The sequence below is a fragment of the Enhygromyxa salina genome, assembly GCF_002994635.1.
Classification (GTDB): Bacteria; Myxococcota_A; Polyangia; order Nannocystales; family Nannocystaceae; genus Plesiocystis; species Plesiocystis salina_B.
Window position 1 is genome coordinate 219408 of the sequence record NZ_PVNL01000135.1, and the last position, 21421, is coordinate 240828.

Genomic DNA, 21421 nt, shown 5'->3' on the forward strand with positions numbered 1-21421 from the left:
CGCGCGCGATCACGACACTGTCCAGGAGTCGTCCCCGCTGGCCACCATGGTGATCGGAGCAGATCGCCCTGGCGCGTCGGGATCGGCCAGGTCCTCGGTGAGCTCCACCAGCGCGTTGAAGGGCACGACCTCCGTCTCGATCACGTCTTGCAGAAAGCTGTCGCGGATGTTGCGACGATACGCTTTGAGCTGGTTGCGCGCATAATTATTGTACCCCGGGTAGTCCACGGACGCGTGACAGTTACTCGTCGTCATGAACGCGCTGTTCGAGACGTTGAACACCTGCCCGGTGCGCCTGTCCCGGTAGCGCAGGAGATAGGCGCCGAACCCTTCATTGTAGCGCTCGGGGGACGAGCTGATCTCGCCCATGCGATTCGACATCAGCTGGTCCAGCACGGCGACCATCGGCGACCGGGATTCATCCACGAACGCGTTGATCTGGAACTGGGTATCGAACGCGGTGTTCTCGTACAGCTCCAATTCCTTCATCAGGACCGCCTTGTAGCGCGCCACTTTCCAGAAGTAGGGCAACGTCTGAAGCAGGCCGGCGTTCGCCGAGTAGAGCACATTGCTGAGATTCAGCAGCAGGTCCCCGTTGATCGCCTTCAACTCGTCAGCCAGGTTGTCTAGCTGGAGCGGATTGGCGTTCGGCCCGAACGTGATGGCGTTGTGATGATACGTCTCCATTTTCCGCTCGATCCCATCGATGTAATTCGACAGTTGACCGAGCTCGAAGGTCGCGAGCGCCTCGCCGATCATCCGGGTAAACTCGGCCCGGATCTGTGCCCACGTCGGCACCGGCTCCTTCGGCCACACCAGCCCGATCACGGTACCCACGATCTGGAAGCCCGGGATCCCCGACAGGTGCCCCAAGGTGTTGAGGAAGGCCACGGTCAGGTCCTTCTCACTGGGGGCCGTCGCGGCCCTGAGCGTAGGCGGCGGGGTTGGGGCCTCGACGAAGGACCACGTCGGAAACACGGGGCCGGCATGATCCGTCTTGGTCCAGGGTCGCAGACCCAGCGCCCCGTCGTCGCCGATCTGGAGATAGGCGCCCGAGTGCGCGCCGACCAGGAAATAGGTCGCGCGGGTCGTCGCCGGCTCCCCGCGCGGGATCTCCATGGCGCGCACGAAGAAGCTGCCGCCCGGCTGCGGGCAGTCTGCCAGGATCGGGCCCGCTTCGGACGTGCAGTCGTGGAGGTAGCGCTGGTCCGCTGTCGACTGAAGATGGAACACGTCTTCAGTCAACAGCGTGTCGCCGGGCTGCTGGTTGTGCGCGCCCAGCAACGTCCACACCGCTGGCCCCTCGTCCTCGTGGAGGGTCCCCGCCGCGCCGAGCAGGCCGCCGCTGCCGATCGGCCAGGCGCTGCCGCCACAGAGCATGACCCGGTCGCCAAGCTGCAGCGGGCTAGATTCCGCGTACCAGCCCTCTGGCGGCACCCCGACCGCGGTAGCGCAGCAGCGCACCACGCCCGCGATCCCGTCCCGCAGCTCGAGGGTGACGTCTCGGGTCACGTGGGCGAGGTAGTGCTGCAGCTGCGATCCGTTGGGCTCGTTGACAAGCACCTTCTCGTACCAGGCCGTCCAGTCCGCGGTGTACTCGTCGTCGGCCCACGGGTCGGTGATATTACCGTCACAGTCCTGAGCGATCGACCTCAGGCGCTCCGTCACGGCGGCGTCCGCCGCCTCCCGGAGCGCCTCGGCGTACATGCGAAACGTGGCCGCGAGGCGCTCGTCCGCGGCCGCCCAGCTGCCTCGCCGCGCCCCGTGAACGGCGTGCGTCATCTCGACCTGCGTCGCGAGATGGACGATCATCAGCCGGCACAACAGGGGCACGCGCTCGGAGCCCCCGGAGTCGAGAATGAGGCGTCGCCCCGCCTCGCCAGCTTGCCGCTCGAGCGTCTCGAGCCCCGACCACCGCGCTTCGGCGGCCTCGGCATCGCGCGCGTATCCGCGGAGGGCATCGGGGCGCCCCGCGAGCCAGCCATCGAGCACGGCCGCGTGCCGCTCCAGTCGAGCCAGCTCGCCCTCGACCCCGCGTTGAGTCAACGAGCGCGGGCGTGGTGACGAGACATTGGGCGCACTGCGCGTGCCAGGGGCGGCGAACAACGCGAGCACCTCGTCCAGCACCGGCGCCTCAGCTGCGCGTGATGCCAGCAGACCTGCCGCCGCAGTGTTCTGGCAGTAGAAATTGACGATGTGATGGCGAAGGCGACTGATAAAGCGGGTCACGGGTGCTCCTGATAGGGGATATCGCAGTTTTCCCATGCGATGATTGTGGTTCACTCACGACGTCGAGCGACATCCGCTGTCTCGACGGACGCAAGCCAGTATTCGTGACGACGGCGCTCGGACAAATAGGCTGGTCACATGATTGCCATCGATGAAGTCGATACGGCTCACAACCGGCCCCAGCGACCCAGGAACGGCGTTCACTGCTCCGAGTCCGCCTCCCGATCAAACCCGAATATCGTGGCACGAGGTGACGCGGGGTCGCCATCCAGAGCTGAACCTCGAGCCTGGGATCACACAGATCAGGGGATAGCGGACAGCAGCACCGTGACGTTGTTGGCGTCGGCGTTGGCGGTGACGATGTCGAGCTGGCCGTCGGCGTTGAAGTCGGCGAGCGCCACGGCCATCGGCCGCATGCCGACGTCGAAGTACACCGGCAGGGCCAAGCTCGTGTCGCCGTTGCCAAACATCAGGCCGACCTCGTCGACCGCCGACGCGCTGAACACCACGTCGACCTTGCCGTCATCGTCGACGTCGCCGACCGCCAGCGAGTCGGCCCCAGCGTCGATCGAGATCGCCGTCGCTGCGCCAAACATGCCGTTGCCGTCACCGGGGAACACCGTGATGATCTCGAGCGCGCGCGAGGCAATGACCAGATCCAAGTTGGGATCCGCGTTGAGGCTGGCGAGCGCCAGATCGTCACCGGCGTCGGCGATCAACAGATCGAAGATGTCCAGGTAGGGCTCCTCCGCGATGAAGTGAACGACGGTCAGGGCGGGGGCGACGTTGGACAGCGAGATGAAGTCGGAGTAGGCGTCCTGAGTCAGGAAGCCGGCGGTCACGGCCACCGATGGCTCGGTCGTGGGCGCGGCGTCGAGATCGCCGGCGATGCCGAGCCCGGTCCCATGTGTGATCAGCATGCCCTGATCACCGATCGCCCCGACGACGCTCTCGAAGTCGCTGTCGAGGGTGAAATTACCGGTGTCGAGATCGACGAGCCCGACCCCGATCGGCTCGATCTCGGGCGGCCCAAACGCGACGTTGTTGCCCGTGTTGATCAGCACGCTCATCGACTGGCCAGCCCGATTGCCCACGACGATGTCGATGCCACCGTCACCCGGCGCCTGCGGATCGAGGTTCACGGCCGCGAGCGTCACGGGGTCGTCGCCGGCCGCGTAGAAGCTCGGCGCCGCGAAGTCACCCCCGCCCAGCCCCCGCAGCACCGCGATGTTGTCGCCCTCGGCGTTGGCGGTGACGATGTCGCTCACGCCGTCGCCGTCGATGTCCGCGACGATCACGGCCTCGGGTCCAAACCCCGCGCCGAAGTCGACCCCCGGCTCGTAGCAGACCGGATCCTGACAGCCCGGGTCGGTGGTGTCGTCGCTCGTGTCCGTGTCGCTCGTGTCCGTGTCGCTCGTGGTTGAGTCACTCGTGTCCGAGTCACTCGTCGTCGGATCGTCGGTCGTCGAGCCGCTGTCGCTGGTCGAGCTGGTCGAGCTGCTGACCCGGCCGTCATCGGCGAGCGGATCGGAGAAGCACGCGACGCTGCTGGTGAGGATCACGGCGAGCGGCAAGCTGAGGGCGCGAGGCATGGCGCATTCTAACCGCCGCGCGCTTGGAGGTCGTCAGGGTTCGACGGCGAATTCTCGCCGGCAGCGTGACTTGTGGTCGAGCTCACCGCTCGAGCTGAAAATACTCGAAGCCAGATTCCACAGCCCCGAGTGCCCGCAGCAAGATCTGCTGCACCAAGCCAGTGTAGCTCGGCAAGAGCAGCATCACCGGGCCCTCGTCGATCAGGCTCCTGAGCGCCCGCACGGACTGGGCCTGTTCACGGTAGTGCTCCTCCAGCAGCTGCCGATAGCGCTCCTCGTGCCAAGCGTCGCCAATGTAGGGATCAGCCAGGGACCTACGGTGCTCGTAGCGGACGCCAAGCTCAGCAACGAGATCAAAAAAGCCCTCACCGTCGAGCCCAAAGGGTCGGTAGAGCGGTCCGAGTCGAAGGTCGACGAGATGCCGCACGCCATGGGTCCGCAGCGCCCAGCTCAGACCGAGATGTCCGAGCACTGCCACGCTAGCGATCACCACCGACCTCGGGTTGAGATCCGTGTTCGGCAGCGCGAGCTGTGTCCCGGCGCCCCGAGCTCGTTTGCCTGCGGCGATCAGCATGCTGCCCCTCCTCGCGAGAGAAGGCTCGCCTCCGCCGTCGAGCGCGCGCAGACGCGGTCGCTGCTCATCGAGGGCCACGGTCAGGAATCTAGCGCAGCCTGAACGTCCGCCGCCAGCTCTTTCTCGAGATCGAGGAAGCTCCCGGTGAGCACTGGATCCGTGTGCCCCGGAGCCTGCTCGACCTGGATCAGCGCCCCCCGCGCATCCTTTAGATCTCGGCGCTTCTCGAACAAGGCCGCGTAGCGGCGGGGCGCGACCCCGCTGAAGAGCCTGAAAATTACGCGCGTGTCGTCGTCGGCGGTGGTCTTGGGAACCGAGACCTCACGGATCGCGTCCGCGTGCAGCTCGATGGCCATGCTCTTGTCGTACGGCTCGATGTACACCACTTCAGCAATGCCCGCCGCCACGATGTGGCGTGCGCAGCTGTGGCAGGGATAAACTCGGCCAAACAAACTGGTCTGCTTGGGAATTCCTCCACCGTGACGGGCGATCTGCAGCAGCGCGTCCATCTCGGCGTGAATGGCACGAGAAAACTCGATGAGCGCACCAATTCGCGTCGAGCCCAGCGCCCTAGCGATCGCTTCGGGGTTCGTCGCGCTGAGTAAACCCGCCTCGTTCATCACTGTATAGACCTCTTTGTAGATGTCCTGTTTCGCGCGGTCGTTGCGGCAATAACTTCGCTGCTGATCGCCCGGCCACTTGAAGCACCGGTGGTCCGGTTCGCTCCCTACTTGGTAGACGCCACCACCAGGTGCGGGAGGATCATTGGTGCCGGTTGCGAGCAGCTCGCCATTTGGACCAACGATGGCCGCACCGACCTGCCGGGACATGCATGAAGAGCGCAACGAAGCGCTCCAGGCTGCATGCATGCCGCGCTCGTCACGGGTTGGGCGTACCACTTCGCGTCCAGTTACCGCGAGCAAGAAACGATCCAGTTGGGTGGCCAGCCCCTCCTCGTCCTGATCTTCGTTGGCGATGAAAAAATCCGCGAGTTGTGAGGTCTTGCGGACCTGTTGACCAAAGTCTTCTGCGCCCTTGCGATCGTCCTTCATCAAGGCATTCAAGACCTCGGAGTCCTGCCCGGGAGGTTCGTGCTTGAATTTCTTCCTCAAACGGCCTTTGCGCGTGGACTCGTTACAAACGACCGCGATGAGATAGAAGCTGCTGCCATATATTTCACGCAGAATCTCGACCTCGGCTTGGTGTTTGAGTGAATCGATGATGAAGAGCCGAGGCCTGGCCTCGTCGACCTGCTGCCGTATTTCATAGATTTGATTGATTCCGAGTCCCGCGACGAAGCTCGCACCATATTTTTTACGAAGCTCGTCTCCCCCGTCTTGCAAACTCCTGGTCCGAGCGATGCTAGCGGGTTCGTGAAGAGGAATTCCGCTTCGCTCGGCGATTTTGCGGGACAGCTCGATTTTCAGAGGGGTAAAACCGAGCACGTTCGCTTGCTCGGAGAGCAACCGAGCCACAAGCGATGCGCCCGATCCCAGGTATCCCACCACGGCGAACACGAGGTCAGAGCTCTGGCGCGCCGCGAGCTTCGCCTTGAGCCGGTCTCCCTGTCGTCCCAGCACAGGCAGATGTTTGACGCTTTCTTTCGGCATCGAGATTGATTGTCCATGCATGCCGTGTATCGCGCAAGTGTTTGCATCTCGAGTGCTCACTCAGCGACGCGCCGGTGTCTCGGCCCGCAGCCACAGGTCGTCAGCAAACAACGCTGCGTTTGGGTCGTCGTCGATCGAGTGCGGACGAACCTTGGCCCGCTCCGGTTGTTCAGCGCGGCAGGTGGAACGAGAGCGCCAGGTTGCCGGCGCCGTCGTGCTCGAGCGCGACGACCAAGGGCCCAGCCGCGCGCAGCTCGGCCTCGCCATCGCCGATCGTCCAACCACGCTCGGTCGCCGTCAGCGAGGTCGCGGCGCTCGCCGGTAGCGTATCGACGTAGGCCCCAATTCCGTCGCGGAGCTCGACCGCCTTGGCGTCGCCGGTGAACACGGCGCGGACCGAGGCCATCGCGGCATCGAGCTCCTGGCGCTCGTCGTCGTTCTCGGGGTTGACTCCGCTGAGCGTACCGAAGCCGGCGGCGGCTTCCGGCCGAATCGCGAGCAGCGAGAGCTTGGCCCCATCGAGCACCGACGCGAGCTCCCCGTCGGCCGGGATCTCGACCCGAAGACCGACGTAGCTCTTGCCCGTATCCGGTAGCGGCAGCTTGGCGTCGTCGACGTGGGTCCACGCGCCCGCGGCCACACACCACGCCTTGGCCACGCCCTCGGGCGCATCGCAACCGATCGCGGCGCTGAACTCGACCAAGCGCGCGAGCGTCGGATCGGCCGGCGGCGCGGGCTCGGAGGTCGGGCTGCCATCGAGGCCTGCCTCGAGCCGATCGAGCTCGTCGCAGGGCAAGCTGCGCAGCATGTAGAGCAGCGTGCCGCTGGAGACCTCGGCGGGCAGCTCTTTCTCGGTCAAGTAGTGCTGCGGCGGGAACTTGAACGGCTCGGACTGCTGCTGTCGCTTGGTGATGTCGGGCCCGCCCAAGCGGTTCTTGCCGTCCGCGCTGTAGTGGCTGCTCGACACGTCGATCGAGAAGAAGCACTGGTCGGCGGCCGCGGGCACGACCCAGCGATCGAACGCCTCGAGCGTGACCGAGACCTTGCGGCTGCCGTCGAACACGAGCTCGTGTGTGCCAGGGCCCACGGCGAACGACTGAAACTTTCCGGCCCCGAGCTCGACGGCCTCGCCGCCGTCGATCGCCACGCTCGTGGCGGGCCCGGCCGAGTAGACGACGACCTTCGTGTCTTTGGCGGCGGCCTTGTCGATCCACCCGCAACCGGTCGCCAGCGTGGTCGAGAGCATGAGCGGAAGACCGAGGATGAGCGGTAAGTTCGTGCGAGGCATTCGGCGCAGGTTGGCATGGCGTGTCCCTGGCGTAAAGTTCACGACTCGTGCTCGCTGCGAGGCGCACGTGACCGTAGGCCGTCTTGTCCTGGGCCACGATCTCGCCCGAAGCTCGGCGGTTCACGCTATTTGACCGTATTCTTGTCATTGTGAAATAACGGGTCCCCAAGCCGACAGGCGCCCTGGCCCTCGAACTCGACGTCGAAGGGGTAGAATCAGGTATGCGCCTCGGCCCCTATTGTATCGAACCTACACCCCTCGCCGACGTCGCGCCCGAGCGCGGGGTCGAGCTCACGCTGACTCGCGCGGGCGCGCCGATGAGCTGGGCCGAGGTCGCGCACGGCTGGGTCACGGATCTCGAGCTCGCGGCGGTGTTCGTGGATGCCCTCGCGGCGACGCCGTATCCCGCGCTATTCTGGGAGACCACGCCCTGCGCTGGGCCCACGTCCCTTCCGCAGCTTCTGACTTGCCCGGTCTGACGCATGAGATCCGCTCACCGCGTTGAAAACTCGAGCAGCCTCGAGTCTCACCGACCTTGAAGCATGATCAACAGCGCCTCGAGAGCATCGATCACGCTGAAGATCCCCCGCAGCTCGCCCTTCTCCATCACCACCGCGGTCCCCAGCTTGCGCTCGTGCATCAGCGTGACCACCTGCACGAGCGGCGTGCTCGGCTCCACAATGTAGGGATGCGCCCGCATGGCCTCGGTCACCTCGACGCGCTCTTTGTCGACACCTGGGATCCCCATGACCAGCGCCAGGTCTCGCTCGCTGACGATGCCCACGACGTGGCCCTGATCGATGACCGGGAGATGGCGAATGCCGTGGTCGTGCATGCGCTGGGCGGCGTCGGCCAGGCTCAGATCCGCGGGGATCGTGACCGGGTTCGAGGTCATGTGATCGCCAACCGTGCTCGTCTCGCTGTTCATACACTCGTGTCGCTCTTGCGGGTGTCGGCCCACAAGCGCGAGCGTTGCCGCGTGCAGTGCTCGCAGCCGCACCGCGTGCGCCCGCGCCAATACCGGTGACTACGACTGCACGCTCTTCACGGCGCGAACCAGCATCTCGACCTCGTGACAATACAGCTCGCCGCCAATGTCACCGTTGGGGTTGATCTGAAGGGTCACGGGGTGACGCTCGAGCGCCATCACGAACAGGCGGCTGGCGTGGATCGACCAGTAGTCGTGACCCCGTGGCTCCCACAGCCGCAGCGAGGCCCAGTCGGTGAACACGCCCAGGGTCGGGCGACCGCTCGGGTGGGTCTCGAACACGTGGAACGCCTCGCTGCCCTCGGCGTCGGGGTCGGGCTCGAGATTGATCGGCACCAGGAAGGTCGCGTTGAGCATGTTGCTGTACATGGCTCGGCGCTTGGCCTCGTCCCAGCCCTTGGCGACCTCGCGCATGGCCGCGATCAGTCCCGGGTTTTGCGGGTGGTCCCTGGGATCTTCGTGGAGCGCGAGCAGGATCGGCTGGTCGACTGCGTACACCCGCGCGAGGATGTCCAGGGTCTGGTCGACGACCTCCTCCAGGCTGGCCCGGGTCCGCGGGTGCCGTCGCTTCCAATTGCGGCGACCGCTGGGCTTGGCGAAGCCGAGCTCGCGCAGCAGCATCCCGCGCTCGGTGGTGAGCTTGTAAGCCGGCGGTAAGACCGTGCTCGAGACGCTCTCTTGCTCGAGCTGGTCGTCGCCAGCACGGGCGATCCAGACCAGGTAGATCGGGCCAGCCTGAAGGACCAGGCGCGCCTCCCGAGCGCGGCTGGCTGCGAGCTGTTCGAGGGCGTCGAGCAGACGCTCGCGGGGTGGAGCTGCGCTGATTGCCACGCAGCTTCATACCCCAATCGGGTCTCAGTCCCCACCGAGCTCGCGCCACGCCGCCAGCGCGACGTCGAGGCGGGGCTGATCATGGATGCGAGCCAGGTGGGCCAGCCACGCCTGGTGAGCGCGGCGGTGGTTGGGGGTGCGCTCGAGCATCGCGGGCAACAACCACTCCGCGAGGATCGGATCGGCTTCGGCGGCGGCGAACAAGCGCGGCCGCGCGGGCAAGAACGCGGGCTCGCGCAGGTACGCGGCGAGGTAGGGCGCGAGCAGCTCACGGGTGAACACGGGCGCGGTCGAGGGCGCACTCGCAAGCCGCCGACGCAGCGCGAGCTCACCTTGAAGATAGTGCGCCAGCGCGTCAGCGAAGCCCGCGGTGGCGGCTCGATAGCGGGCGAGCGCCGCCGGATCTGGGTCGGTCACGAAGCCGTCTGGCCAGGCCCGGCGCTGGGTGAGCAGGCGCTCGAGGTTGTCGGCGCCGGTCAGCGGTCCCAGCTCGGCCCGCGGTGCCAACAGCTCCACGCGCGGGTGCAGGTCGTCGTTGATCGGCGCGTCGCCAGCGAGCTCGATCAGGCCGGCTCGGTCGAGCATGTAGCCGGCCAAGAAGTCGCGGGGATCGGTGAGCGCGAGCTCGCGATACAGGGCCGAGCGCTCGGGGTCAGCGAGCGCCCGCTCGAGCTGCGCGAGGCTGATCTGGATCTCGGACGCGCTGCCGATCAAGCCGAGCGCCGGGGTCTCGACGTTGTACAGCGCCAGCATCGCGTGAGCATGCGGGAACACGTCCACGAAGGTCCGCGCGATCATCTGCAGTGAGCGCCAGTCGAGCTGGTAGAGCGGGAGCCACTGGACGAACAACCCACCTGGGCTCAGGCGCTCGCGCGCGGCGGTGAATTGCTCGCGGGCGTAGAGGCTGCCGGCCCCGTCGCGGGCGGGGTGAAACAGATCGGCGACGATCAGATCGTGGGCGCCGTTGTCGGCCCGCAAGAACCGGCGGGCGTCGACGGGTAGTAGCCGTACACGTGGATCTGTGGTCAGGCCTGCGTTGACGGCCTCGAAGTGGGGCAGCATCTCGATCACGTCGGGTACCAGCTCGACGCCGGTCAGCTGCGTGAGCGGGTAGCTCAACCCCGCGCCCGCGGTCGCCCCGGTGCCGAGCCCGAGAAACAGCGCCGCGCGAGCTTCGGGGCCGGCGAGCAACATCGACACGTGGCCCATGCGGCGCTCCCCGATGCTCAGCGCGCCGCCCATGCGAAAGTGCCGATCGACACGCAGGCGCAGCAGCGGCCGCTCAATGCTACCTGGGGCCTGCGTGGTGCGGCTGACCCCGACGACCCCGAGCGAGCCTTCGCGGCGCTCGACGATCGTCCACGCGTCGCCCTCGTCCTCGACCAGCACCAGTGAGCCCGCGCCCGCGCCCGCGCTCAGCAGGGTGAGGCCACCGACGATCGATCCAAACGCGATCACGCGCGGCGGGAACCGGCGCAGCCATGCAATTCCGACCGCGAGCAGCAGGTAGCCCCACGCAATCGCGGCCCATACCTCGGCGTAGGTGAGCGAGCCGATCGCCCACAGGCCAAACACGACCGGCGCGGCGGCGGCGGCCAGCCCGTTGATCGCCAGCGCGAGGCCGATCGATCGCGGGCGAGCTGGGGTGACGTTGGGATCGGGCGCGGCGATCAGCGCGAGCAAGTGGGCAAAGCAGGCGCCCATCAGGATCGTCGTCGGACCCAGCACGATCCCCGCGGTCGCCAGCTCGGCCAGCTGTCGGCGACCCCACGCGCTCGACGGCGGGGCCAGCCACTCGAGCAGCTCCGGCGCGGCCTTGGCCAGCATCGCCGTGAGCGCGACGCTCAGCGCCAGCGCCCACACCAGCGCGACCAACACCGTCGCCGGTCGCCGACCGAGCGCGCGCGCAGACAGCCGCGCGTGACACCCTGCGCCCAGACCCGTGCCCAGCAGCCACACCGCCAGCAGATCCGCGAAGCTGTAGATCGTGCCCGAGAACACCTGCGCCAGCACCCGCACGCCGATGACCTCGAGGCCGAGGCCGAGCAGACCCGTCACGCCGATCGCAACGTACGAGATCCAGCGCTCGCGCAGCAGGCCGTCGTCGGGATCTCGCGCGGGCGCGGCTTGCTCAACCTGCTCGTTGGGACGCTCATTCGCCCAGCCCGCGCTCGCCAAGCCGGCGCTGATGAGCGCAAGCGCTGCAGCCACCGCCGTCGCGCGCGGGACACCCAGGGCCGGTAGCAGCAGGTGGATCATCGCGAGCACGCCCAGCGTCGCGCCGATCGTGTCGAGCGCGTACAGCCGGGCGAGCCCGCGGGCGTCGTCGGTCGCAACCTGTCGACGCGCGGCGACCAACAGCGGCAGCGAGGCCCCCAGCGCCAGCGTCGCGGGCAGCAAGATGACCGCCGCAGCCACGACCGACAGCACAGCCGGCGCCGCGAGCCCGAGCGCACCCGGCAGCCACCCGCCAAACCACGTCAGCGACCACGGCGACGCGATCGCATACGCGGCCACGCCGACCTGCAGCAGCGCGAAGCTGCGCGCTGGCGCCCGCACCGAGTCCGCGCGCGCGTGCGCCAGCGCGGCCCCGAGCGCCATGCCGCCAAAGAACCCAGCGAGCACCGCCAGCACGCCCAGCTGCTCATGCCCGAGCGCGAGCCCGAGCAGGCGCGTCCACGAGGTCTCGCACGCGAGCGCGGCCGCACCAGCGAACGCCGCGGCGGCCATCAGCGAGCGATCGTGGCGCGGACCAGCCCGCCTCGCGTGGGCTCGACGGGCTCGGCCGACCATCGACGAGAGCTTACCCGGCAGCCCGCTCGAACTCCCGTGAGCCAACTGACGCGATCGCATGCATCACACAATTAGCTCGCCGATCCGCGGCCCGCTCATGGCAGACTGCGCGGCGATGAGTGAAGTGTCTGATCCGCCGAAAGTCGGCATCATCGGAGCGGGACCCGCGGGGCTGTATGCGGCGATCTTGCTCAAGAAGGCCCACCCAGCCGCGCAGATCACCGTGGTCGAGAAGAACCCGCGCGGGGTCACCTGGGGTTGGGGGGTCGTGTTCTCGGAAGAGACCATGGGCCACTTCGCCGACGCCGACGCCGAGAGCTTCAACGCGATCCGCGACGCGTTCGCCCGGTGGGAGGCGATCGACGTGCACTTCAAGGGCCGCGTGATCAACTCGGGCGGCCACGACTTCGCGGGGATCCGGCGGGTCAAGCTGCTCGACATCTTGGCGGCGCGCGCCGAGCAGCTCGGCGTCACGATCGAGTACGACACCGAGATCGACGACGACATCAGCCGGTTCGACGACTGCGGCCTGGTCGTCGCCGCCGACGGGATCAACTCCAGGATCCGGGCCCGCTACGAGGACACGTTTCAGACCACGATCGTCCCCGGCACCGCGCGGTTCATCTGGCTGGGCAGCGACAAGCTGTGGGACACCTTCACGTTCCTGGTCCGCGAGAACGAGCACGGGCTGTTCCAGGTCCACGCCTACCGGTTCGACGTCGACACCAGCACCTTCATCGTCGAGTGTGACGATCAGACCTGGCGCAACGCCGGCCTCCACGAGGCCGACGAGGCCCAGAGCATCGCCTACTGTGAGCAGCTGTTCGCCGAGGAGCTCGGCGGCGCCAAGCTGCTCGGCAACCGCTCGCGCTGGCTGTCGTTCCCCACGCTCTCGTGCGCGCAGTGGCACCACGGCAACACGGTCTTGATCGGCGACGCGGCTCACACCGCACACTTCTCGATCGGGTCGGGGACCAAGCTGGCGATGGAAGACGCGATCCACCTGGTCGCGGCGCTGACCGAGCAGCCCAGCCGCGGCGCCCAGGAGTCGTTGATCGTCTACGAGCGGCGCCGACGGCTGGACGTCGCCAAGCTGCAGCGGGCCGCGTCGGTCAGTCAAAAGTGGTTCGAGGACATCTCGCGCTACAAGCACTTCGAGCCCGAGCAATTCGTCGCCAGCATGATGACGCGCTCGAAGCGGGTCACCCACGAGAACCTGCGGATCCGCGACTCGGCCTATGTCGACGGCCTGGATCGGTGGTTCTCGGCCCACGTCGGCGAGCCGGTCGCGGACACCGAGCCCGCGCCGCCGCCGATGTTCCACAGCTTCACGCTCAAGGACATGACCCTCGACAATCGCGTCGTGGTCAGCCCGATGTGCATGTATTCAGCCCACGACGGCGTGCCCAACGACTGGCACCTGGTCCACATTGGCAGCCGCGCGACCGGTGGCGCCGGGCTGGTCATGTGCGAGATGACCGACGTGTCCGCCGAGGCCCGGATCAGCCCCGGGTGTACGGGCTTGTGGACGCAGGCCCAGAGCGACGGGTGGAAGCGCGTGGTCGACTACGTGCACGAGTACAGCCGGGCCAAGATCGGCATTCAGCTGGCCCACGCGGGCCGCAAGGGGGCGACCGAGATCCTGGCCAAGGGCGGGCGCCCGCTCCCGCCCGAGCGAGCGTGGGAGCTGGTCGCGCCCTCGCCGATCCCCTGGAACGACAGCTCGCAGACCCCCCGCGAGCTGACCCGGGCCGACCTCGCCGAGATCCGCGGACAGTTCGTGCGCGCGGCCAAGCACGCGCTCGCGGCCGGGTTCGATCTGATCGAGATCCACGCGGCCCACGGCTACTTGCTGTCCGGGTTCATCTCACCGCTCACCAACGTGCGGACCGACGAGTACGGCGGCAAGCTGGCCAACCGCATGCGGTTCCCGCTCGAGGTGTTCGACGCCTGCCGCGAGGTCTGGCCCAGCACCAAGCCGATGTCCGTGCGGATCTCCGCGACCGACTGGATGCCCGATGGCCTGTCCGAGTCCGACGCCGTCGCGGTCGCCCGCATGTTCCACGAGCACGGCTGCGACCTGATCGACGTGTCCGCGGGCCAGACCCACCCCGGCGCCAAGCCGATCTACGGGCGAATGTTTCAGACCCCGTTCTCGGATCGGATCCGCAACGAGCTGCGCACCGTCGCAACCATGGCGGTCGGCAACATTCAGGGGTGGGATCACATCAACACGATCATCGTCTCGGGTCGCGCGGATCTGTGCGCCCTGGCTCGCCCGCACCTCTACGACCCCTACCTGACCTTGCACGCGGCCGCGGAGCAGGGCTGGCATCGCAAGGTGCCATGGGCTGAGCAGTATCGGGCGGGCATGTCGGTCGCGGATCTGGTCGCGGCGCAGCACGGGCGCGGGCCGGACGAGTGATGCCGCGGGGGATCTCATCGCTGGTGCTCGCGCTCTCGCTGGTGTGCGTGGCTGGCTGTGAGCGGTCTGGCTCGACCCGTGCGCCCGTGGCCGCGCAGGATCCCACGGATCAGCTGACCGGGGAGCTGCTCGCCACGCTGCGAGCGGGTGATCTGGAGGCCGCGCTCGGCTTGTGCAATGCCGCGCTCGCTGGTGATCTCGAGCGCCGCGGCGCCAGTGAGCTCGCCGTGATCACGGCGACGCTCGACTGGCTCGGCGCCGTCGAGTCGCTCGAGCTCGAGTCCGAGCAACCGGTCGCGGGTGGCGTAGATCGGCGGTACCTGGTCCGGTTCGGCCACGGCGAAGTGGGGCTGAGCGTGACCGCCGTCAACGGCAAGCTCGAGGGCTTCGAGTTTGACCGCGGACAGTGGCAGGTGCTCGTGGACCGTGCAGCCGAGGCCGCCGCTGGCTCGCTGCGGGTCGCCGAGTTTCGCTACCTCGACGCCAAGGGGCAGCCCGTCGAGGGCGCGCTCGATCCAGCGAAGGTCTCGTACGAGCTGGCGCTCGAGGGCCTCGAGGCGCTGCTGCGTGAGCACCATGTGATGATTGCGAAGACCGTGCGGGACGCCGCGGGCAACGAGGTGTACCGGCAGACCGAGGATGATGACATTCGGTTTCCGCAGGCGCAGTCCGGCAGCGGCGGCGGGCGGATCACCGGTCACGTGGCCGTGCCGGGGCCGGGGCACTATCAGCTCGAGCTCAGGATCCGCGACATGGTGGGGGCCCAGCTGATGACCCACAAAGAGTCGTTTGTGATCGAGCCGCAGCCGTGACTTGATCGCGCAGCGAGGTTCAGCGACCGTAGCTCACCGTGTCCCGTGCCCCCCTCGCCTCGCTCCTCGTGCTCCCGCTCGTGTTCGCGTGCGCGCCCCCGCCTCCGCCGGTCACGCCCGAGCCGATCCCCGAGCCCGTCACCAAGATCCCCGCCGAGGCCAGCCCCGGTCTGCAGCCGGCCAGCGAGTCGGCGCCCGGGATTGCGACGATCCTCGAGGAGCGCGCGCTCCTGCTCGAAGCGTTCGGTGTCCCGGCCCTCGAAGATCTGACGATCGCACCCGACAACTACGAAGTCCGGGTGTTTTACCGCCGACCCGAGCGCCGGCTCGCGCTGCGCCTGTGGACCGAAGCTGGCGCGCTGCGTGGCGCCGCGTGGGTGTGGTGGACGGCGGCCCCGGAGTCCGACAACTCGCACTATGTCCACATGGAGATCGACGACTGGGTCGACTGCCCCGAGGCCGTGCGCGCGGGCGAGAGCGACGTCGAGGGCTGCCGCGTCCACTTCCCCGCCGGCCACACCTGGGACACCGCGCTCGCCAATTTCGAAGCCCACGAGCTGTGGACCCTGCGCGGTGTGTCCGAGCTCGGCAGCGATCCCAGCGATCCCGATTTTTACGAAGTCTTGCTCGTCGAGCTGCGCGACTCGGCCCGGCTGCGACGCTACTACCACCGCGACTGCGAAGAGCAAGGCTCGCGCGAGGCCGACGTCGCGCTGGCCCTGACCCAAGCGCTGTGGGACGTGTTCGCCCCCGCCGAGTGGGACTACGAGCGCGATTGGTCGTACGGCGAGGACGGCGAGCTGATCAAGGCGCGCCGTCCCCTGCCAGACTGACTCGTCGAGCTCAGCCTTCGGGCTGGAACTCCTGACACGCCAGGTCGATGTTGTCTGCGAGCGCGGTCTGAACGGCGTCGGGCACCGCGGTTGGCCCGTCGCAGATATCCGCCGTGAAGCCGTTCATGCCGGCCTGCAGATCCGCGAATTCGTAGAGTCGCTCGGCGTGGTACGCCTCGACGGGCGCCCCGCAGCTCTGCGGTTGCTGACAGAAGTTCACACCTGCGTTGGCCGCGGGGTTCCCCGCGATCACGATCGCCGCAACCCCGGCTGAGTCGCCGCCCTTGAGCGCAACGAGCGTGTCATACAGCACCGGTACCGGCTGGCCGGCCACGTTGCAGCCGACCCCACAGATGTTGCCGCCCATTTGATCGTACCAGCCGTAGTCGTCGACGTCGCTCATGAGTACCACCACCAGCAGCGCGTCGTCGCGCGAGAACCCGCTGTTGTCGTTGCCCAGCAAGTCGACGGCTGTCGTCAGCACGTGCTCGCACCCGACCGCCGCGCCCCCGCTGTTTCCGACCTTGGTCGCCGCGGCCTGAAAGTGCACGGAGATCTGCGCGGGCGTATACGTGTCGCTGTCGAACCAGGGGTTGGGATCCGCCCAATTGTTGGGGACCACCCAGCCGTTGTTGTTGTCGCCGGTCACGCCAATGCGATAGTCGATGCCGCCGCAGTTGAGGCCTTCGAGGGTGTTGACGATCGACAAGAACGCTTGGCCATCCTTGAGCGCGTTGATCTCCTCGAGCATCGACAGCGAGCCGTCCATTGCAACCAGCATGTCGACCTTCTTGCAGCCGGTATCGACGCACGGACCGCCGGTCTCGCTATCGAGCGTGTCGAGCTTGGTCCCGTCGCCGTCGCCGTCGCCGCTCGGGTCACCGTCGCCAGTTGGGTCGCCGTCGCCGGGGTCGGTGGTGTTGCTGCTGCTGGTCTCGTCGTTGCCGCTCTGGTCATCGGGGTTGGGCCCCGCGTTGACACACAGCCCGCTGAGACAGGTCAGGCCCGGGTCGCAGGCGCCCCCGCCCGTGCACTCGCAGCCCTCGGCCCCGATCACGCAGGCGTCCTTGCAGCCCTCGAGGGTCAGGCCAACCAACAACGCAGACAATCCGGCGAAACCCAGGGCAAGCTTGCGCATGCGCCCAGCATACCAACATCGTGGCCGGGTTCGGGCGTGGAAAAACGGCTGGGCTGGCTAAGTACCGGCCCGCGCCCGGTAGCGCTGCCCGATCGTGTGCCACACCAGACCGACGGCGATCAGGCCCAGCCCGGTCGCCCAGATCATTGGTTCAACCCAAAACGCGAGGCCAAGGCATGAGATCAGGCCCAGACCGGGGATCCACCGGGTATGGCCGCGCGCGTCCGCGGGCAGCCGCAGCGCGGCGAGGTTGGTGAGCGCGTAGTAGACCAGCACGCTGAAGGCGCTGAATGACCAGGCCAGCTTCACGCTGCCGACCAGGGTGATCGCTGCAATGAGCACACCCGTGCCGATCACCGCCCGCCGGGGAGAGCTGTGCGGCGCGGACACGACCGCGAGGCCGCTCGGCATGTCGCCACGTCGCGCCATTGCGAGCACCACGCGCGACAGCCCAAGCAGCAAGTTGAGCAGCACCCCCAACATCGCGGTCACGCCACCGAGCGCGATGAGCCACGCCACGCTGGTCCGCCCAAACCCTCGCGCCGCGAGCTCGAGCGGGGCGGCGGCGGCCTGGGTCGCGTCCGCGAGCGGGCCCGCGCCCAAGCTGCCGACCGCGACAAAGCTGACCGCGACGTACAACGCCATGCTCACGATCAGGGTCACCACGATCGCCCGCGGAATGCTCCGCGATGGCTCGCGGATCTCCTCTCCCAGCGTCGCAATCCGGCCGTAGCCCGTGTACGCGACGAACATCAAGGCCGTGGCGTGCAGCAAGCTCGACGGCTCGAGCGAGTCGCCGTCCCACGCGGTGAACTGCCCGCTGAACCCGGACACGGCGCTGGGCAGGCCGGCGATCACGAACACGATCAGCGAGCCGAGCGTCACGAGCACGATGATCGTGTTCGCCCGGTTCGATCGTTGGATTCCGCCGGCCACGATCGCGGTCAAGCCAACCACCACGCCAACCGCCAGCGCGACGCGGGCTCGGTCATCGGTGATCCCGAAATTGATCAGCGCATAGCCAGCGAAGCCCAGCGCCGCCGTGGCCGCAGACGCCGACTTGGCGCACAGGAACATCCACCCGGCGCTAAACCCCAACGTCGGGTTCAGGTAGCGATAGCCGTATTCGTAGGTGCCGCCGCTGACCGGGTGACTCGCGGCGAGCCGGGCGCTCGACAGACCGTTGAACAGCGCGACCACGGCGGCGAGCGCGACCGCGAGCACCACCCACGGCCCAACAATGCCTGCGGCGATGCCAATGCTGACAAAGATCCCCGTGCCCAGGATCGAGCCCAGCCCCATCAACACGGCGCCGGGAACACCGACGACCCGCGCGAGCGCGGCTTGGGGCGCAGCGGTTGGTTCGGTCTCGGGCGTCGAGGCGCTCATGGCACAAAGCCTGGTCCCAGGCTCGCGGCAGGATGAGAGCACGCCGCCAGCGAGCCGGCCAGCGCGCGGCGACTGTACTCGACTCGTCAGACTGATAGGCTTCAGCTCCTCACGAGTTGGTCCGTGCCCGACCGTTCGCCATGAGCTCACCCCGCCTCAGCAACCTCAAGATCCGCGTCGACCACCTGCTGATCGCGGTCGGCGGCGTGGTCGCGCTGGTCGCCGCGCTGTTGACCTGGCGGGCGCTGCGGCCCGACCCCGCCCAGGCCGAGCTCGAGCAGGGCCTCGAGCGGATGGCCAACAAAGATCGCTCCGGCCAGACTGCCCGAGCCCGCCCGCCTCGCTTCGTGCGTCCGTTGCACAGCAGCGGCCGGGACTACGACGACGGCCGGCAGGTCGCGATCCCGCAGCCGCCGCCCGAGGGCGACCCCGGTGATCTGGACGCCGACCAGGCGATCGCCAGCTTCAAAGAGGTGCTCCACGAGCTCGAGGCCGCGGTCGAGAACGATCGCAAGCTCAGCCCGCGCGAGGAGGCTGAGCTCTACAACCGCGCGACCGGCTCGTTCACCGCGCTCTCGGCCTGGGCCGACGCGGGGGATCCCACCGAGCGCGCGCTCATGAACGACGCCTACGCCCAGATGAAGTCGCTGATGCGCGAGCTGGATCTGCAGCCGCCGGACGTCGATCCCGACGCCAACCCGCTGCGGCGGTGAGCCGCGCCGACGGCTGGCGAACGGTCGCCTGCTCGCGGACCCGCGCTAGGAAAATTTCGCCGTGACCGGGACGTGGTCCGAGGGCGTGTCCCACTCGCGCGGCTCCCAGTCATGCACGACCTCGGCGCACCGCTCGTACATGGGCGCGCTCGCGTACACATAGTCGATCCGCAGCCCGTGCTTCTTCTCCCAGCACCCGTCGCGGTAGTCGAACCAGGTGAAGCGCCCGGCGGCCTGGTCGTGCTTGCGAAAGCAGTCGCGCAGCCCGAGCTGCTCGAAGCCATCGAGCGCCGCGTGCTCTTCGGGCGTGAAGTGAGTGCAGCCCGCCATCGCCTCGACCGACCACACGTCGCGCTCGTCTCGGGCGACGTTGAAGTCACCGCACAGGATCACGGAGTCGCCCGCGCTAAACCGGGTCGCCAGCTCGACCCGCAGCCGCTCGAGCCACTCGAGCTTGTAGGTGAAGGCGTCGGTCCCGAGCGCGGTCCCGTTGGGCACATACAGATTGTAAATACGCACGCCCGCAAACGTGCAGGCCAGGATCCGTCGGTGTTTGTCGGGCTTGCCCTCGGCGAACCCGAGCTGGACGTCCTCGGGCTTGGCGCGCTTGGTCAAGGTGGCGACCCCGGCGTAGCCCTTCGTACCGTTGAGCGCGACCTGGTAACCCAGCTCCATGAACGGGACGCGCGGAAACAGCTGGTCCTCGACCTTTGTCTCTTGCAGGCACGCCACGTCCGGCTGGTGCTCGTCGAGGTAGGTCAGCACGTTGTCCAGCCGGGCTCGAATCGAGTTGACGTTCCAGGTCATGAGGGAGAAGGGCGCGGACATGTGGGGGAAGAGTACCCCCCGTGAGTTCGCGACGCGCGCGTTCTGACGACGCGAGGTCCGCCCCGTGAGGGTCCGCAAACAGTCGAGAACGCGGCGCCCATGGAGCCCGTGGTACGCACGAGCAATGGCCGAAGCTCTGGATGCCGCCCGCACGCCCGTGATCGTCGACGCCCTGCGAACGCCAATGGGCCGGCTCCGCGGCGTGCTCGCGTCGATGCGCGCCGACGACCTCGCGGCCCACGTGATCCAGGCGCTCAAGGAGCGCTACCCCGCGGCGCTCGAAGATCTCGAGGACGTGTACTTCGGCGCGGCCAACCAAGCCGGCGAGGACAACCGCAACGTCGGGCGCATGGCCGCGCTGCTCGCTGGGCTGCCCGAAGAGGTGCCGGGCATGACGGTCAACCGGCTGTGTGGCTCGGGCATGGAGGCGATCATTCAGGCCGCCAAGTCCGTCATGGTTGGCGAGGGCGAGGTCTACATCGCGGGTGGCGTCGAGAGCATGACCCGCTCGCCCTACGTGATGCCCAAGGGCGATCAACCGTTCGACAACAAGCCGCAGATCTTCGACACCGCGCTGGGCTGGCGGATGATCAACCCCAAGATGGACGCGCTGTACCCGATCGAGTCGCTCGGTGGCACCGCCGAGAACGTGGCCACGCGCCATGACATCAGTCGCGAAGATCAAGACGCCTGGGCGCTGCGCAGCCACGAGCTCGCGGCCGGGGCCCAAGACGACGGCTGGTTTGACGACGAGACCATCTCCGTCACCGTCTCGCAGGGGCGCAAGAAAGATCCGCTGCGCGTGACCCTCGACGAGTCGGTCCGCCGCGACACCTCGCTGGCCAAGCTGGCCAAGCTGCCCGCCGCGTTCCGCAAGGGTGGCAGCGTCACGGCCGGCAACTCGTCGCCGCTCAGCGACGGGGCCGCGGCCTTGCTGATCACGTCCCAAGCCCGGGCCGAGGCGCTGGGGCTCAAGCCGATCGCCCGGATCGTCAGCTGGGGTCACGCGGGCGTGCACCCCAACGTGATGGGCATCGGGCCGATCCCCGCCAGCCGCAAGGCGCTGCAGCGCGCAGGCCTGAAGGTCGACGCGCTCGACTCGATCGAGCTCAACGAGGCGTTCGCCAGCCAGACCCTGGCCTGCATCCGCGCGCTCAAGCTCGACCCCGAGAAGGTCAACCCCTCCGGCGGCGCGATCGCCCTGGGTCACCCGCTCGGCTGCTCGGGCGCCCGCATCACCACGACCTTGATCCACAACCTGCGCAGGACCGGCGGCGACTGGGGTCTGGCGAGCATGTGCATCGGCGTGGGCCAGGGCATCGCGATTGTGCTCCAGCGCACAGGCTGAGCGACTCGCGTCAGGCCGGCGTCGACGTCG

The 21421-nt window shown here is 67.9% G+C and carries 17 protein-coding genes; 6 read left to right on the forward strand and 11 right to left on the reverse strand.

The window, feature by feature from the left end; translation table 11 throughout:
* Positions 1-9: 9 nt before the first annotated feature.
* The 5 genes from ENSA7_RS35150 to ENSA7_RS35170 all read right to left on the reverse strand — a co-directional run bounded on the left by ENSA7_RS35150 (position 10) and on the right by ENSA7_RS35170 (position 7251).
* Positions 10-2283, reverse strand: coding sequence for a hypothetical protein (locus tag ENSA7_RS35150; RefSeq protein ID WP_146158503.1), 2274 nt, complete (start codon positions 2281-2283; stop codon positions 10-12).
* 248 nt (positions 2284-2531) lie between these two features.
* Complete coding sequence (locus ENSA7_RS35155) at positions 2532-3821, reverse strand: FG-GAP repeat domain-containing protein (protein WP_106093789.1); 1290 nt, start codon at positions 3819-3821, stop codon at positions 2532-2534.
* 82 nt (positions 3822-3903) lie between these two features.
* Entirely contained in the window at positions 3904-4395 is a 492-nt protein-coding gene (locus tag ENSA7_RS35160; protein WP_106093790.1) for a DUF488 family protein, read from the reverse strand.
* An 80-nt stretch (positions 4396-4475) separates the two neighbouring features.
* Positions 4476-6005, reverse strand: coding sequence for an anti-phage dCTP deaminase (locus ENSA7_RS35165; protein ID WP_181234416.1), 1530 nt, complete (start codon positions 6003-6005; stop codon positions 4476-4478).
* A 169-nt stretch (positions 6006-6174) separates the two neighbouring features.
* On the reverse strand, positions 6175-7251 hold the full coding sequence (locus ENSA7_RS35170; protein WP_106093792.1) for a hypothetical protein: 1077 nt from the start codon (positions 7249-7251) through the stop codon (positions 6175-6177).
* 263 nt (positions 7252-7514) lie between these two features.
* Here ENSA7_RS35170 and ENSA7_RS35175 point away from each other — a divergent pair, with 263 nt between their 5' ends.
* A complete protein-coding gene (locus tag ENSA7_RS35175) occupies positions 7515-7772 on the forward strand; it encodes a hypothetical protein (protein ID WP_106093793.1) in 258 nt (85 codons plus the stop codon).
* Positions 7773-7819: 47 nt separating this feature from the next.
* On the opposite strand, the gene ENSA7_RS35180 is transcribed toward ENSA7_RS35175, so the two are convergent.
* The 3 genes from ENSA7_RS35180 to ENSA7_RS35190 form a co-directional block, all read right to left on the reverse strand.
* Positions 7820-8221 (reverse strand): CBS domain-containing protein, encoded by a 402-nt coding sequence (locus ENSA7_RS35180; protein WP_106093794.1) that lies wholly within the window; start codon positions 8219-8221, stop codon positions 7820-7822.
* 99 nt (positions 8222-8320) lie between these two features.
* Complete coding sequence (locus tag ENSA7_RS35185) at positions 8321-9112, reverse strand: SseB family protein (protein WP_106093795.1); 792 nt, start codon at positions 9110-9112, stop codon at positions 8321-8323.
* Positions 9113-9136: 24 nt separating this feature from the next.
* Entirely contained in the window at positions 9137-11905 is a 2769-nt protein-coding gene (locus tag ENSA7_RS35190) for a spermine/spermidine synthase domain-containing protein (RefSeq protein ID WP_106093796.1), read from the reverse strand.
* Positions 11906-12020: 115 nt separating this feature from the next.
* Between ENSA7_RS35190 and ENSA7_RS35195 the strand changes: the two genes are divergently transcribed.
* The 3 genes from ENSA7_RS35195 to ENSA7_RS35205 are packed head-to-tail and all read left to right on the forward strand — an operon-like array spanning position 12021 to position 15975.
* Complete coding sequence (locus ENSA7_RS35195) at positions 12021-14330, forward strand: bifunctional salicylyl-CoA 5-hydroxylase/oxidoreductase (protein WP_181234417.1); 2310 nt, start codon at positions 12021-12023, stop codon at positions 14328-14330.
* Positions 14330-15142, forward strand: coding sequence for a hypothetical protein (locus tag ENSA7_RS35200; protein WP_106093797.1), 813 nt, complete (start codon positions 14330-14332; stop codon positions 15140-15142). Before ENSA7_RS35195 ends, ENSA7_RS35200 begins: the two co-directional genes overlap by 1 nt.
* A 38-nt stretch (positions 15143-15180) precedes the next feature.
* Positions 15181-15975 (forward strand): hypothetical protein, encoded by a 795-nt coding sequence (locus ENSA7_RS35205; protein ID WP_146158504.1) that lies wholly within the window; start codon positions 15181-15183, stop codon positions 15973-15975.
* 10 nt (positions 15976-15985) lie between these two features.
* On the opposite strand, the gene ENSA7_RS35210 is transcribed toward ENSA7_RS35205, so the two are convergent.
* Both ENSA7_RS35210 and ENSA7_RS35215 read right to left on the reverse strand, forming a co-directional pair.
* Positions 15986-17113: a hypothetical protein gene (locus tag ENSA7_RS35210; protein ID WP_146158505.1), complete on the reverse strand. Its 1128-nt coding sequence runs from the start codon at positions 17111-17113 to the stop codon at positions 15986-15988.
* A 57-nt stretch (positions 17114-17170) separates the two neighbouring features.
* The gene (locus tag ENSA7_RS35215) at positions 17171-18502 is read right to left on the reverse strand and encodes an APC family permease (RefSeq protein ID WP_106093800.1); all 1332 of its coding nucleotides are present in this window, start codon (positions 18500-18502) and stop codon (positions 17171-17173) included.
* Between the two features lie 140 nt (positions 18503-18642).
* Here ENSA7_RS35215 and ENSA7_RS35220 point away from each other — a divergent pair, with 140 nt between their 5' ends.
* Positions 18643-19215 (forward strand): hypothetical protein, encoded by a 573-nt coding sequence (locus ENSA7_RS35220; protein ID WP_106093801.1) that lies wholly within the window; start codon positions 18643-18645, stop codon positions 19213-19215.
* 45 nt (positions 19216-19260) lie between these two features.
* On the opposite strand, the gene xth is transcribed toward ENSA7_RS35220, so the two are convergent.
* Positions 19261-20043, reverse strand: coding sequence for an exodeoxyribonuclease III (gene xth, locus ENSA7_RS35225; protein ID WP_106093802.1), 783 nt, complete (start codon positions 20041-20043; stop codon positions 19261-19263).
* A gap of 124 nt (positions 20044-20167) precedes the next feature.
* Here xth and ENSA7_RS35230 point away from each other — a divergent pair, with 124 nt between their 5' ends.
* Complete coding sequence (locus tag ENSA7_RS35230) at positions 20168-21391, forward strand: thiolase family protein (protein WP_106093803.1); 1224 nt, start codon at positions 20168-20170, stop codon at positions 21389-21391.
* The last annotated feature ends 30 nt before the right edge of the window (positions 21392-21421 follow it).

What these genes read in the sequence shown, in the direction of transcription:
- ENSA7_RS35155 (WP_106093789.1), bottom strand. Translation starts at nt 3,821, where the DNA reads ATGCCTCGCGCCCTCAGCTTGCCGCTCGCCGTGATCCTCACCAGCAGC.
- ENSA7_RS35160 (WP_106093790.1), bottom strand. Translation starts at nt 4,395, where the DNA reads ATGCTGATCGCCGCAGGCAAACGAGCTCGGGGCGCCGGGACACAGCTC.
- ENSA7_RS35165 (WP_181234416.1), bottom strand. Translation starts at nt 6,005, where the DNA reads ATGCCGAAAGAAAGCGTCAAACATCTGCCTGTGCTGGGACGACAGGGA.
- ENSA7_RS35170 (WP_106093792.1), bottom strand. Translation starts at nt 7,251, where the DNA reads ATGCTCTCGACCACGCTGGCGACCGGTTGCGGGTGGATCGACAAGGCC.
- ENSA7_RS35175 (WP_106093793.1), top strand. Translation starts at nt 7,515, where the DNA reads ATGCGCCTCGGCCCCTATTGTATCGAACCTACACCCCTCGCCGACGTC.
- ENSA7_RS35180 (WP_106093794.1), bottom strand. Translation starts at nt 8,221, where the DNA reads ATGAACAGCGAGACGAGCACGGTTGGCGATCACATGACCTCGAACCCG.
- ENSA7_RS35190 (WP_106093796.1), bottom strand. Translation starts at nt 11,905, where the DNA reads ATGGTCGGCCGAGCCCGTCGAGCCCACGCGAGGCGGGCTGGTCCGCGC.
- ENSA7_RS35195 (WP_181234417.1), top strand. Translation starts at nt 12,021, where the DNA reads ATGAGTGAAGTGTCTGATCCGCCGAAAGTCGGCATCATCGGAGCGGGA.
- ENSA7_RS35200 (WP_106093797.1), top strand. Translation starts at nt 14,330, where the DNA reads ATGCCGCGGGGGATCTCATCGCTGGTGCTCGCGCTCTCGCTGGTGTGC.
- ENSA7_RS35210 (WP_146158505.1), bottom strand. Translation starts at nt 17,113, where the DNA reads ATGCGCAAGCTTGCCCTGGGTTTCGCCGGATTGTCTGCGTTGTTGGTT.
- ENSA7_RS35215 (WP_106093800.1), bottom strand. Translation starts at nt 18,502, where the DNA reads ATGAGCGCCTCGACGCCCGAGACCGAACCAACCGCTGCGCCCCAAGCC.
- ENSA7_RS35220 (WP_106093801.1), top strand. Translation starts at nt 18,643, where the DNA reads ATGAGCTCACCCCGCCTCAGCAACCTCAAGATCCGCGTCGACCACCTG.
- xth (WP_106093802.1), bottom strand. Translation starts at nt 20,043, where the DNA reads ATGTCCGCGCCCTTCTCCCTCATGACCTGGAACGTCAACTCGATTCGA.
- ENSA7_RS35230 (WP_106093803.1), top strand. Translation starts at nt 20,168, where the DNA reads ATGGCCGAAGCTCTGGATGCCGCCCGCACGCCCGTGATCGTCGACGCC.